This is a genomic window from Staphylococcus sp. SA22 (assembly GCF_054165785.1).
On sequence record NZ_JBSZQY010000027.1, the window covers coordinates 1 to 14069 of the forward strand.

General features: G+C 35.2%; 14 protein-coding genes and 1 pseudogene. 5 read left to right on the forward strand and 10 right to left on the reverse strand.

All coding sequences use genetic code 11. The features are described 5' to 3' along the window. The first annotated feature begins 404 nt into the window (after positions 1–404). On the forward strand, positions 405–821 hold the full coding sequence (locus ACXQH5_RS13400; RefSeq protein WP_000688534.1) for a hypothetical protein: 417 nt from the start codon (positions 405–407) through the stop codon (positions 819–821). 76 nt (positions 822–897) lie between these two features. Here the strand turns inward: ACXQH5_RS13400 and ilvA are convergent, their stop codons facing one another. The 10 genes from ilvA to ACXQH5_RS13450 all read right to left on the reverse strand — a co-directional run bounded on the left by ilvA (position 898) and on the right by ACXQH5_RS13450 (position 12087). Continuing rightward, positions 898–2166 (reverse strand): threonine ammonia-lyase IlvA, encoded by a 1269-nt coding sequence (gene ilvA / locus ACXQH5_RS13405; protein WP_000216850.1) that lies wholly within the window; start codon positions 2164–2166, stop codon positions 898–900. Positions 2167–2180: 14 nt separating this feature from the next. Further along, positions 2181–2753: a 3-isopropylmalate dehydratase small subunit gene (gene leuD / locus ACXQH5_RS13410; RefSeq protein WP_000718958.1), complete on the reverse strand. Its 573-nt coding sequence runs from the start codon at positions 2751–2753 to the stop codon at positions 2181–2183. Then, positions 2754–4124 (reverse strand): 3-isopropylmalate dehydratase large subunit, encoded by a 1371-nt coding sequence (gene leuC / locus ACXQH5_RS13415; RefSeq protein ID WP_000531828.1) that lies wholly within the window; start codon positions 4122–4124, stop codon positions 2754–2756. Between the two features lie 13 nt (positions 4125–4137). Continuing rightward, complete coding sequence (leuB, locus tag ACXQH5_RS13420; RefSeq protein ID WP_000221932.1) at positions 4138–5184, reverse strand: 3-isopropylmalate dehydrogenase; 1047 nt, start codon at positions 5182–5184, stop codon at positions 4138–4140. A 2-nt stretch (positions 5185–5186) separates the two neighbouring features. Then, on the reverse strand, positions 5187–6716 hold the full coding sequence (locus ACXQH5_RS13425; protein ID WP_000094585.1) for a 2-isopropylmalate synthase: 1530 nt from the start codon (positions 6714–6716) through the stop codon (positions 5187–5189). 29 nt (positions 6717–6745) lie between these two features. Beyond that, positions 6746–7750, reverse strand: a complete 1005-nt coding sequence (ilvC, locus tag ACXQH5_RS13430; protein WP_000214552.1) for a ketol-acid reductoisomerase — start codon at positions 7748–7750, stop codon at positions 6746–6748. Between the two features lie 136 nt (positions 7751–7886). Then, on the reverse strand, positions 7887–8141 hold the full coding sequence (locus ACXQH5_RS13435) for an ACT domain-containing protein (protein WP_000196911.1): 255 nt from the start codon (positions 8139–8141) through the stop codon (positions 7887–7889). Beyond that, the gene (gene ilvB, locus ACXQH5_RS13440; RefSeq protein ID WP_458067613.1) at positions 8141–9898 is read right to left on the reverse strand and encodes a biosynthetic-type acetolactate synthase large subunit; all 1758 of its coding nucleotides are present in this window, start codon (positions 9896–9898) and stop codon (positions 8141–8143) included. Before ilvB ends, ACXQH5_RS13435 begins: the two co-directional genes overlap by 1 nt. 27 nt (positions 9899–9925) lie before the next feature. Beyond that, positions 9926–11614: a dihydroxy-acid dehydratase gene (gene ilvD, locus ACXQH5_RS13445; RefSeq protein WP_001255780.1), complete on the reverse strand. Its 1689-nt coding sequence runs from the start codon at positions 11612–11614 to the stop codon at positions 9926–9928. A 317-nt stretch (positions 11615–11931) separates the two neighbouring features. Further along, positions 11932–12087 carry a hypothetical protein gene (locus ACXQH5_RS13450; protein WP_031845069.1) on the reverse strand — a complete coding sequence of 52 codons (156 nt, stop codon included), beginning with the start codon at positions 12085–12087 and terminating at the stop codon, positions 11932–11934. 37 nt (positions 12088–12124) lie between these two features. Here ACXQH5_RS13450 and tsaE point away from each other — a divergent pair, with 37 nt between their 5' ends. The 4 genes and pseudogenes from tsaE to ACXQH5_RS13470 all read left to right on the forward strand — a co-directional run. After that, positions 12125–12586: a tRNA (adenosine(37)-N6)-threonylcarbamoyltransferase complex ATPase subunit type 1 TsaE gene (gene tsaE, locus ACXQH5_RS13455; protein ID WP_000590795.1), complete on the forward strand. Its 462-nt coding sequence runs from the start codon at positions 12125–12127 to the stop codon at positions 12584–12586. Then, positions 12567–13229: a tRNA (adenosine(37)-N6)-threonylcarbamoyltransferase complex dimerization subunit type 1 TsaB gene (gene tsaB, locus ACXQH5_RS13460; protein WP_001086746.1), complete on the forward strand. Its 663-nt coding sequence runs from the start codon at positions 12567–12569 to the stop codon at positions 13227–13229. The genes tsaE and tsaB overlap by 20 nt, the downstream gene beginning before the upstream one ends. Beyond that, positions 13202–13666 (forward strand): ribosomal protein S18-alanine N-acetyltransferase, encoded by a 465-nt coding sequence (gene rimI / locus ACXQH5_RS13465; protein WP_000372754.1) that lies wholly within the window; start codon positions 13202–13204, stop codon positions 13664–13666. Before tsaB ends, rimI begins: the two co-directional genes overlap by 28 nt. Continuing rightward, positions 13659–14069, forward strand: a pseudogene (locus ACXQH5_RS13470) (tRNA (adenosine(37)-N6)-threonylcarbamoyltransferase complex transferase subunit TsaD); the annotation flags it as partial. The gene rimI and the pseudogene ACXQH5_RS13470, both read left to right, overlap by 8 nt.

Consider the following 14069-nt stretch of genomic DNA (forward strand, 5'->3'; position numbering starts at 1 on the left):
CCGAACACAGAAGTTAAGCTCCTTAGCGTCGATGGTAGTCGAACTTACGTTCCGCTAGAGTAGAACGTTGCCAGGCAAGTTGAGACCGCAAGGTCTCTTTTTTTATGTCTAAAGTTACATAGTAAAAAGTTAACACAAAGAAAAATGGCTTGACGAAGTGAAAACGTTTGAATCTGACGAAACGAGAAAAGAGCGCAACGAGTTTAGTAGAGCTAAATGAGTAAGCGAGAGCCGAAGGAGAGGAAAGAAGCAAGCGATTGTCACAAGTCAAGAAAGGTCTTTAGCGACGATGGTAGCCAACTTACGTTCCGCTAGAGTAGAACGTTGCCAGGCAAATCGAGACTATAAGGATTTTTAAATACTAAATATACATGTAAGAATGAATGGTTGAAAGGAGAACGGATTTGAAAATATTTATTGGTACGATGTTAACTTTTTTATTTGTATGCTCATTGATAGTGTGTGGATTTTTTGCATATAAAATATATTTTCCTGCAGATGCTAAAAATAAGTCAGAAGTCCCGAATCATATGCAAGAAAACAAACATGAAAAAGAAAACACGCATAATATTAATAATAATGGTAGTGAAGCTAATGAGAATTTTAATAATAAGAAGAACCGTATAGAAAACATACAAGATAAACAAAAAGCATATGCTTTGATGAGTATACCACGACATAATTTACCAGAAAGTGAGAAGGCTATTTATGACAAAGTAATTTCAACTGCCATTCAAAATATAAATAATGGGGTGGGGAATGAAGAAGACTTTAGGCTCAAAGAAATATACGATGGTATACAAAGCGTGCAACCTCAATAATGTAAAGCATAATAAAAAGCAGTCATAAGATGATTTCAATTAGAAATCAATTTATGACTGCTTTTCTTAATATGTGTTAAATTAACAATGAATATAACATCTTATTTTCATTAATATAAATATTGGAAGGATCGAAATGATTTACACGTTGTTTGAGTTGTATTAAATCATCATGATCTTTAAGTTGAATACCAATAATGACAGTACCTGTATTTTGAGAAGATTTTTTTAAGTATTCAAATTTAGTAATATCGTCTTGAGGTCCTAATACGTCATTTACAAATTCTCTCAATGCACCTGGACGTTGAGGGAAATTTAAGATAAAGTAATGCTTCATTTCTTCGTATAGTAATGAACGTTCTTCAATTTCTTTCATTCGATTAATATCATTATTACCACCACTAATGACACAAACCACTGTTTTACCTTTAATATGATCTTTATAGTTTTCAAGCGCACTTACACTTAAAGCGCCAGCGGGTTCTGCTACTATTGCTTGTTTTGAATACATATCCAAAATTGTTGAACATACAGCACCTTCATCTACTTGTACGTAGTTATCTACATTTTTTTTGGCAATTTCAAAAGTAATATCGCCAACTCTGGCTACAGAAGCTCCATCGACAAATTTATCGATATTAGGTAATGTGATAACCTGATTATTTACGACAACAGATTCATACATACTACTAGCACCTGAAGGTTCAACTCCGATAATTTTTGTGTTGGGAGAATAGGATTTAAAATAGGTACTAATACCTGAAATTAAACCGCCACCACCAATTGCGGCAAATAGATAATCAAAGTTAACATTGTCAGACTTTGCTTGTTCTAGCATTTCTTTAGCAAGCGTACCTTGTCCAGAAATTGTATGAACATTATTGAATGGATCTATAAAGTTCATTTGATGTTCACTTGTATAAGTTAAAGCTTCAGCTAAACAGTGATCAAATGTATCACCAGTGAGTACAACTTCAACATTACTATTTCCAAAGAACTTTACTTGATTTACCTTTTGTAAAGGTGTAGTGACTGGCATAAAGATAACAGCGTTTAAATTAAGTTTTTTAGCTGTATAGGCAACACCTTGAGCATGATTACCTGCACTCGCACATGTAATACCTTTACTTTTAGCTTCATCTGATAAAACAGAAATAGCGTTGTAAGCACCTCTTAATTTAAAAGAACGTACCCATTGTAAATCTTCTCGTTTTAAATAAACTTTACAATCATACTTTTGAGATAAGTAATGGTCTAATTGTAAAGGTGTTTCTTTGACAATATCTTTAAGTCTTAAAAATGCTTCATCGATATCTTTCGTAGAAACTGTTGTTTTGACTGTCATAATATTCAACTCCCTTAAAGTGATTTTTCATATTTTTCTATTAATGATTCATATTGTAGGGTGATTGCAATGTCATCTAAGCCATTTACAAGTTTATTCTTCCAAGTTTCATCAATTTCAAAATGGAAACTCTTGTCTGGTGATGACACAGTTTGATTTGGTAAATCGACCTCAATTTCAACATATTTCGCAAGATGTTCACGTGCATTTTTTTCTAAAACAATTGGTAACATTGCATTTTTTGTACAATTCATATAAAAAATGTCACTGAAACTTCCAGCAATAATAATATGAAAGCCATAGTCCTTAAGTGCCCAAGCTGCATGTTCACGACTTGAACCACATCCAAAATTATCTCCAGTAATTAATATGGATGCACCTTGATATTGAGGCTTATTTGGATTGAAATCAGGATTATCTGAACCATCAGGTAAGTACCGCCATTCATCAAAAGCAAATGGACCAAAGCCACTTTTTGAAATACGCTTTAAATGTACTTTAGGAATGATTTGATCTGTATCGATATTGTCGTTGAAAAGAGGGACTATTTTACCTTTATATGTTGTAATAGGTTTGATTGCTGCCATTTAAACAACCACCTTTCTTACGTCCACAAATTTACCATGAATAGCTGCTGCTGCTGCCATAGCAGGGGATACTAAATGTGTTCTAGCACCTTTGCCTTGTCGTCCTTCGAAGTTTCGATTACTTGTAGATGCACAATGTACACCCTCAGGTACTTGGTCAGGATTCATGCCTAAACACATTGAACATCCTGGTTCACGCCATTCAAATCCTGCATTTTTAAAGATAGTATCTAGACCTAATTTTTCAGCTTCTTTTTTTACTGTACGAGAACCTGGTACGACAATAGCTGTAATATTTGGGTGAACTTTATTTCCTTTAACAATATGACTAGCTTCAATCAAATCTGATAGTCTAGCATTTGTACATGAACCGAGGAAAACATACCCTAAATCGATATCTTCAGCTTTTTGTCCTGGTTCTAACCCCATATAATCATACGCACGTTGATCATTGATATCACTGATTTCAGGGAATGGTTCACTGAAATTAACACCCATTTCAGGATTAGTCCCCCATGTCACTTGTGGTTCTAATGTTGAAACATCAAGTTCAATTACACGATCAAATATCGCGTCGTCATCAGAATATAGCTCACGCCACTTATCAACTGATTTAGCGAAGTTATCGGCAAATGGTCTCCCTTTAACATATTCAAATGTTATATCATCAGGTTGGATTATGCCGTATTTGGCACCACCTTCGATAGCCATGTTACAAATAGTCATTCGACCGTCCATTGAAAGGTTTTTAATTGTTTCGCCAGTAAATTCCAAAGCATAGCCTGTACCAAAATCAACACCATACGTTTTAATTAAATGCAGAATAATGTCCTTAGCATAGACGCCTGTTGGTAAGGTACCATTAATATCGATTTTTAAGTTTTTGGGTTTTGTTTGCCATAGCGTTTGAGTTGCGAAAACATGTTCAACTTCACTTGTTCCAATTCCAAATGCAATAGCACCAAATGCGCCATGTGTTGCTGTGTGAGAGTCACCACAAACGATCGTTTTGCCAGGCTGTGTAAGTCCTGTCTCAGGTCCTACCATGTGAACAATACCTTGTTCATCAGAACCCATATCAAAAATATGCACCCCAAAATCTATGGCGTTTTTTTGTAATGTTGTGATTTGTTTGTTTGCAATTTCATCTTTAATATTGAAAATATCAATAGTAGGAACATTGTGATCGAGTGTTGCAAATGTTAAATCTGGGCGTCTTAATTTTCTGTTTTGAAGCCTAAGTCCTTCAAATGCTTGAGGAGAAGTAACTTCATGTATAAGGTGTAAATCAATGTATAATAGTTGCGGTTCGCCCAATTTTCCGTATAACACATGTCTGTTCCACACCTTGTCAAATAATGTTTGACCCATTTACATCTCCCCCTTAGTGATTCAATTTTTGAGATAGAATTTCGAAAATATCAGTAGTATTCAATTTGCCGCCTAAATCTGCTGTCGTTTGCCCATGTTCAATCATGTTATAAATATGTTGTTCTAATTCATCTGCAGCATCTGGTTGATTTAAGCTTTCACGTAAACACATCGCTAAAGATAGAATCATTCCAAATGGATTGGCAACGTTTTTACCTGCAATATCTGGTGCTGATCCATGAATAGGCTCATATAATCTTGGACCATCGTTACTAAAACTAGCAGAAGGTGATAAACCAAGTGAACCAGGAATCACTGAAGCTTCATCACTTAAAATATCACCAAATAAGTTTTCACAAACGATGACGTCAAATTGTTTTGGATTTGTGATTAAATGCATACTACAAGCATCAACAAGTAAGTGATTTACTGTTACTTCTGGATATAATTGACTCACTTCATTTACGACTTTGCGCCACAATTTACTAGAAGCTAATACATTTTCTTTATCAACTGATGTTAGTTTTCCTCGTCTTGAAGCGGCCAATTTAAATGCTACGTGAACAATGCGTTCTATTTCTTCTCTTGTATAAGTAAGAGAATCTAAGGCCTCGTGATTATTAAAATGTCTAGGTTCTCCAAAATAAATACCACTTGTCAATTCACGGACTATAACTAAATCTGTACCTTCAACGCGTTCTTGCTTTAAAGGTGATAAAGAACTAGCGCCTTTGACAACGGTAGTGGGGCGTATATTTGCAAATAAATTTAATGATTTACGTAATTTTAATAATCCTTGTTCTGGTCGATTGTTAGGATCTGTCCATTTAGGTCCACCGATTGCACACAGTAAAATAGCATCTGCTCTTTTACACGCATTTAAGGTTTTCTCAGTTAAAGGCTCGCCGAATGTATCAATAGAGGCACCACCAAATTCGTGGTGCTCTATTTGATAATTAAAGTTATATTTATTACTTATAATTTCAAGCAATGATAGAGATCCGTTCAAAATTTCTGGACCGATTCCATCACCAGGTAGTGCAACAATGTTATAAGTCATAATTAATTACCTACCTTTTCAACATTTTCAGCTGCAAATTTAGCATGTGCTTCTACGTATGCTTTACAAGAGGCTTGTAAAATATCATGATCAATACCAAAGCCATTGACAGTCTTACCTTCAATCAATAAATTTACGTGTACTTCTGCTTGGGCATCAGTACCTTCAGTGACAGAATTAATACGATAATCAATTAATTCTGTTTCTTTTTGGAAAATACGATCAACTGCATTGTAAATTGCTACGATTGAACCAGTACCAATACTTGAATCCTGGTAAATATGACCCTCGTTATCTTTAACAACAACAACAGCACTTTGAAGGCCGCTAGAGACATATTGTAGTTGCAGTGTTTCCAATTTATAAAGTGCTTGATGCTCATGCTCAGAACCTTGAATAATCGCATGAATATCTCTATCTGAAACAGATTTCTTTTTGTCCGCAATGGCCTTGAATTGTTTAAATAAATCTATTTGCGCTTCTTTATCAATGTCATAACCTAATGCTTTTAACTTCTCTGAGAAGGCGTGTTTACCAGATAATTTTCCTAATGGAAGTTCAGTCGTGCTTACACCAACAAGTTGAGGTGTCATAATTTCATATGTTTCACGATGTTTTAATACGCCATCTTGGTGAATACCTGATTCATGACTAAATGCATTTTGGCCAACAATTGCTTTATTTCTAGGCACTCGGATACTTGCATATCTTGAAATTAAATCCGATGTTTTTTTAGTTTCTTCGAGATTAAGGGCAGTTTGAGCACCATAATGATCATTTCGAACGTATAGTGCAAGCGCGACTTCTTCAAGTGCTGCATTACCTGCTCGTTCACCAATACCATTTACAGTGCCTTCAATTCGTCTCGCACCGCCTTCAATTGCAGCTAAACTATTTGAAACAGCCATTCCTAAATCGTCATGGCAATGAGCACTATAAATAATTTCATTTGAAGATGTTACAGATTCTGTTAAGGTTTTGAAAATATGTGCATATTCATCATGGTAACTGTAGCCGACTGTATCAGGAATATTAATAACTGTAGCTCCAGCGTCAACGGCAGTTTGTACACATTTCACTAAGAATGGTAATTCAGTACGCGTTGCATCTTCAGGTGAAAATTGAACAACGTCAAATAATTGTTTCGCGTATGTGACATGTTCTTTAATAGATGCTAAAACGTCTTCTTGAGACATTTTAAGTTTATGTTCAAGATGAATAGGTGATGTTGCTATAAAAACATGCACGACCGGCTTCGCTGCATCTTTTGTTGCTTCATATACAGCATCGATGTCAGATTTTTTACATCTAGCTAAACCACATACAGCCGTTGTTGTTAATGTTTGTGCAATTGCTTGAACAGATTTAAAGCTACCTGTACTTGAAGCAGGAAATCCAGCTTCAATAACATCTACACCCCATTTTTCTAATTGCAATGCAATACGCAAGCGTTCATCAAAAGTAAAATTCACTCCTGGTGTTTGTTCACCGTCTCTTAGTGTCGTATCAAAAATTTGAATATGACTACTCATATTTAACAACTCCTCATTGTAGGTCTATCTTATTTTTCAATGCTTTTAGATTTAATAAAAGGCATCATTTCGCGTAATTCACGACCAACTTTTTCAATTTGATGACCATGTTGTTCTTCGCGTAATTTATAAAATTCTTTGAATCCATTTTTATTGTCTTCGATAAAGCGATTACTGAAGTTACCATTTTGGATATCAGTTAATACAGCTTTCATATTTTCTTTAACATCTGGTGTGATAACACGTGGTCCTGAAACATAGTCACCAAATTCAGCAGTATTTGAAATTGAGTAACGTACATTTTCCATACCGCCTTCATACATCAAATCAACGATTAATTTCATTTCATGTAATACTTCAAAATAAGCTAATTCTGGTTGATAACCCGCTTCTACTAATGTTTCAAAGCCACTTTGAATTAATTTCGATACACCACCGCAAAGTACTGCTTGTTCACCAAATAAATCTGTCTCTGTTTCTTCTTTAAATGTTGTTTCAATAACACCTGCACGAGTTGCACCAATACCTTTTGCATAACTTAAAGCAATATTACGTGCTTGACCTGAAGCGTCTTGTTGAATACCAAATAGTGATGGTACAGCAGAACCTTCAACAAATGTACGTCTAACTAAATGCCCCGGTCCTTTAGGAGCTACTAAAAATACATCAACATCAGCTGGTGGTTGAATAACACCAAAATGAATGTTAAAGCCATGAGCAAATGCAAGCGCATTATGTTTTTCTAAATTTGGTTCAATTTCGTTTTTATATACATCACCTTGAATTTCATCAGGTAATAGCACCATAATTACATCAGCTTGCTTAACTGCTTCTGCAACAGGGAACACATCAAATCCATCTTCTTTAGCTTTGTCAAAAGAACGACCTGGGCGAATACCGATGACTACATCATATCCATTGTCTTTTAAGTTTTGTGCATGCGCGTGGCCTTGTGATCCATAACCTACTACTGCAATTTTTTTGCCTTGTAAAGCGTCCGTTTTTACATCTTGATCATAATAAACTGTTGTCATAATAAATTCCTCCAAATAATTAAATGTTTTGTTTTTCGAAAATTCTGAAATATAACTTTGTAATAGTGGCAGATGTTAACTAGCAGCCTATGATATATCTATAACTAATTAGCGCATCATTGCCTTTGTCTTAAAATTAAGCTTCGTTATCAACAAGGTCGTAGCATTCAACCGTTAAAACATTAATTTGTTGTTTTAATTTTTTAATTAAAATATGAAGTGATGTATCATCTTGAATATCGACTTGAATTTCCATGTTAGAAATCCCGGGTTGTTCAGAATGTGTAACATGTAATGTATCAATATTATATTGTAGGCGAACAAAAGCACTTGTAATTCGATTTAGCGTGCTGACTTGATCCGCAACTTGTAATTTAAGAATTCTTGTCATTATAAGCCCTCCATTTCATGATTTGATTTACCACTCGGAACCATTGGGTTTACAGCTTCAGTAGGGGAAATACGAACCTCAATTAAAGCTGGTCCTTGATAAGCAAACGCTGCATCTAATTGTTCTTCCAGTTGTTCTGGCTTATCGATTAAGAAACCTTTGACGCCATATGCTTCTGCCATTTTCATAAAATCAGGTTGACCATTAAATACTGAGTGTGAGAAGCGTTGATTAAAGAACTTATCTTGCCATTGTTTAACCATACCTAATGTTCCATTATTGATTAGTACGATTTTGACATCTAAACCATATTCGGGTAATAGTGCCATTTCTTGGTTTGTCATTTGGAAACCACCGTCACCGACGAAACAAACGACTGTTTTATCAGGATTAGCTAATTTGGCACCAATTGACGAAGGAATACCGAATCCCATTGTTCCTAAACCACCGCTTGTAACCCATTGTCCGTGATTTTTAAATGGATAAAATTGAGCTGCCCACATTTGATGTTGTCCCACGTCTGTAGTAACAATTGCTTCACCATTTGTAATTTTGCCGATATATTCGATTGTTTGTTGTGGCTTACAAAATACTTGATCTTCTTCGCCAAGTTTAAACGGGTGTTTCTGCTTATTATTTTGACAATGTTTAACCCAGTCACTGTGTTCAATAGTCTCAACATTTTTATCATTTAAACATTCTAAAAATCGTTTACAGTCTGCAATAATACCTAAATCTACATGAATAACTTTATTGATTTCTGAAGGATCAATATCTACATGTACAATTTTGGCGTTAGGTGCAAAGGCATCTGGTTTGCTTGCTAATCTATCATCGAAGCGGCTACCTAAATTAATGAGTAAATCACACTCAGTTAATGCCATGTTACTAGCATAAGAACCATGCATACCTCCCATACCTAAAAATAGTGTATCCTCATAAGGTACTGCACCTAGACCTAGTAAAGTAGTAACTGTTGGGATTTGATGTTTATTAACAAACTGTGTTAATAATTGATTTGATTTTGATTGATTAATACCTGCGCCGGCTAATACGACAGGCTTTTTCGCTTCTTTTAAAAGTGAGATGAAAGTGTCAATGTCTTTATTTTCTGGTTCTGTAACAACTTCATAACCTGGAATATTGATTTCGTCGCATAAATCCACATTTGTAGCTAAAACTCCCATATCTTTTGGAAAATCAATCACTACAGGACCTTTGCGTCCAGAATTAGCTACATGGAAAGCTTCGTGTACGATTTTAGGGATATCTTCAACACGTTTCACTTGATAATTTTGTTTTGTAATTGGTGAAGTCATAGATAGAATATCCGCTTCTTGGAATGCATCTTTACCAATACCTGGTGTAGCAACTTGTCCGGTGAATACAACTAGAGGTAAAGAGTCGCAATGTGCATCCGTAATACCTGTCATTACATTTGTTGCACCTGGACCGCTTGTAACTACAACGACGCCAGTTTTACCAGATACACGTGCATAACCTTCTGCAGCATGAACAGCACCTTGTTCGTGTCTTGCTAAATTACCATCATAAAATGTGTCGTATAAAGGTAGTACGGCACCACCAGGATAACCGAATAAATAATCCACATTTTCTTTAAGTAGAGCTTCTACTAGCACTTCTGATCCTGAACGCATGTCATTTAAAGTTTTTTCATTTAGTTGTTCAGGTTCAAGTGATTCAGCCATTTTTAAAGGGTCAATATTTTGGTTTACTTCATGTTGAGTTTTAGACATTTTAACCATCTCCAATATAAAAATAAATTAAATTAAATTCTCAGGCACTTGCATGACGCCACCTGTATTTGCGCTAGTTACTAGGGCAGTATAACGAGCTAGATAACCTGTTTTTACTTTCGCTTTAAATGGTGTTAAAGATTCTCGGCGACGCGCCAGAACATCTTCAGGCTGGTTTACGTTTAATGTACGATTTGTTAAGTCAATAGTAATCTCATCTCCATCTTCAATTAAGGCAATTGGTCCACCAGATGCAGCTTCAGGGGAAATATGACCAACTGCAATACCTCTTGTGGCACCGGAAAAACGACCATCAGTAATTAATGCAACATCTTTACCTAAGCCACGACCAACAATTGAGGAAGTAGGTGCTAACATTTCAGGCATACCTGGTCCACCTTTAGGTCCTTCATATCTAATGACAACGACGTGGCCTGCACGAACGGTACGATTGTCTATTGCTTCAACAGCTTCATCATGCGAATTGAAACAAATTGCTTTCCCAGTAAATGTTTTGATAGATGGATCAACGCCGCCAACTTTAATAACTGCGCCTTTAGGGGCGATATTACCAAATAAGATAGATAAACCACCTTGTGCATCATATGGTGCATCAAGAGGGTGAATGACATCAAAGTTCTTAATTTCTTTGCCTTCGTTATTTTCACGTAATGTTTTGCCAGTAACTGTGATTCTATCTGGGTGTAACGTGCCATCTTTCTTCATCAATTCATTAATAATTGCTGGGACGCCACCAGCTTCATGCACATCATGCATTGAATACGATGAACTAGGTGCTATTTTTGATAAATATGGCGTGCGTTTGGCAATAGCATTTATACGCTCTAAGTCATAATCAATGCCAGCTTCATTGGCAATGGCTAACGTATGCAGTACTGTGTTTGTTGAACCACCCATAGCCATATCAAGTGCAAATGCATCATCAATTGCTTCGCGAGTAACGATATCACGTGGTTTTAAATCATTTTTAATATTTTCAACTAATTTAAAAGCTGCTTGGCGAATCATTTCGCGTCGCTGATCACTGACTGCAAGTGCAGTACCGTTGTATGGTAATGCTAGACCTAAAACTTCCATCAAACAGTTCATTGAATTTGCAGTAAACATCCCAGCACATGAACCACAAGTAGGGCAGGCATTTTGTTCCATATCTAAAAATTCTTCTTTAGAAATCGATCCTTCTTTAAAAGCACCTACAGCTTCAAACATTGATGAAAGTGTTAATGCTTTACCATGTGCAGATAAGCCAGCTTTCATTGGTCCACCAGAGCAAAAGATAGCTGGTACGTTTGTCCTCATGGCTGCTAAAATCATACCGGGTGTGATCTTGTCACAATTAGGAATGTAAAATACGCCGTCAAACCAATGAGCGTTAATTACAGTTTCAGCTGCATCTGCAATAATTTCACGTGATGGTAGAGAATATCGCATTCCGATATGTCCCATAGCTATTCCATCATCAACACCAATTGTATTGAATTCAAATGGAATGGCACCGGCTTCTCTAATTGCTTCTTTAGCTATATCTGCAAGCTCTCTCAAGTGAACATGTCCAGGAACAATATCAATATAAGAGTTACAAATAGCTACAAATGGTTTGTTCATATCAGTTGGACTTTTTAGCGCGCCCGTGGCATGTAAAAGACTTCTTGCTGGTGCTTGGTGATCTCCTTTTTTGATCATGTCGCTTCGCATAGTAAATTCCCCCGTAAATTTTAATGATTAATCATGTTTTATAGTAATAAAAATAAGTAATTGAAAGATAAAACATAAAAAAACGTCCCAATATTATTGGGACGTTTACAAGTCCCATTCAAACAGAAATAGGACTTAAAGCGTTTAGTAAATATTTACTAACGTTCGAGTCCTGAAGAGTATAATAAAATAATAATATTTGAAGTTGTCGGTTGATGTTCAGTATATTGATTAAGCATTTTATTATACTCCTTCCGTGAATGGTATATATCACTTTAATAGTTAGAATTGTCTAAAAATTTGATAAATTTAATTTACTATATCTGCTTTAGTATGTCAACAAATATTTTAAATTTTCTTACAATTAACTTTGAAGAGATAATCTGTTTCAAAGATAAGAAATTTAAGTTGAAATTTGTTACAATATAAAGGTTAAATATAAAGTTAAATACGATTGAACAATGGATAATCATTTTTATGAATGAAAAGCATAATATAGGAGAATCAACATTGATAAAGATAAATAATTTAGATGAAATGAATCATTTTGCTATGTTTTTAGTTGAGCAATTGAAAAGTGGTGATTTGATTTTACTTAACGGAGATTTAGGAGCAGGTAAAACAACGTTAACGCAATTTATAGGAAAAGCTCTTGGTGTAAGACGTACGATTAATTCCCCGACATTTAACATCATTAAATCATATAGGGGTAAAAATTTAAAATTGCATCATATGGATTGTTATCGCTTAGAAGATTCTGATGAAGATTTAGGGTTTGATGAATTTTTCGAAGATCAGGCAATTACTGTTATTGAATGGAGTCAATTTATAAAAGATTTACTTCCAGCGACGCATTTATCTATTAACATTTCAACAATATCTGAAAATACAAGACAAATTGAGTTGTTCGCGCAAGGAGAACATTATGAACAAATTAAGGAGGCAATTATCCATGAATTCGCTGCTCATTGATACATCGAATCAACCATTATCAGTAGCATTGATGCAAAACGATGAAGTTTTAGCTGAAATAACTACGGATTCTAAACAAAATCATTCAGTGCAATTAATGCCTGCGATTAGTCAGCTATTTGAGCAGAGCAAAATAGCTAAACAGCAATTAGATGCGATTATTGTTGCTGAAGGTCCAGGGTCATATACTGGCTTACGTATCGGTGTTACTGTTGCTAAAACATTAGCGTATGCGTTAGATGTTAAATTATATGGTGTTTCATCATTAAAGGCATTGGCATCAACAATCGATCATACTGATAAATTATTGGTTCCTGTGTTTGATGCAAGACGACAAGCAGTTTATACAGGCATATTCCAGTGGCAAAATGGTCAATTAGTGACTATTTTAGAAGATCAATATATGTCGATAGAAGCATTGCGAGCTTTTTTAGAAGATTTAAACCAACCATTTATTTATATTGGAAAAGATACTGTAAAATTACAAGATGAATTACAAGGTGATGTGATTGCGCAACTACCAAATGCATCAGTCATGTATCAATTGATAGATAAACCTTCAGACGTACATACATTTACTCCTAAATACCATAAATTAGCTGAGGCGGAACGAAATTGGATCAACAGTCAAAAGAACAATTAAACATTAGAGAGATGACCAAAGAAGATGTGCCACAAGTCTTTGATATTGAGCGTCGGAGTTTCAATGATAGTTCTTGGACAATTGACGCATTTTATCATGAAATAGAGCAAAATAACTTTGCGAAATATTTTATCTTAGAATTTGAACAACAAATTATTGGTTATTTAGGTTTATGGATTGTTATCGATCAAGCTCAAATTACGACAGTTGCAATCGATGATAATTATAGAGGCTATGGTTTAGGTCAAATGCTTTTAAAATACGGAATAAACTATGCAAGTCACACTTGTGATGTGATGAGTTTAGAAGTAAGAGTTAATAATAAAGTGGCACAACATGTATATGAAAATTTAGGATTTCAATATGGTGGTAAACGTAAAAATTATTATGGTGAAGGTGAGGACGCAATGGTTATGTGGGTGAATTTAAATGACTAAAGATATATTAATACTAGCTGTTGAAACAAGTTGTGATGAAACAAGCGTTAGTGTTATAAAAAATGGCAGAGATATTTTATCAAATACAGTTTTAAGTCAGATTGAAAGTCATAAACGATTTGGCGGTGTCGTTCCCGAAGTGGCAAGTAGACATCACGTTGAAGGTATAACAACAACAATAAACGAGGCTCTAGTGGATGCCGATGTATCAATGGAAGATATTGATGCCATAGCGGTTACAGAAGGCCCTGGACTAATTGGTGCGTTATTAATAGGTGTTAATGCAGCCAAAGCATTGGCATTTGCTTACGATAAGCCACTTATTCCAGTTCATCATATTGCAGGACATATATATGCTAATCACATAGAAGAGCCATTAACATTCCCGCTAATTGCACTTATT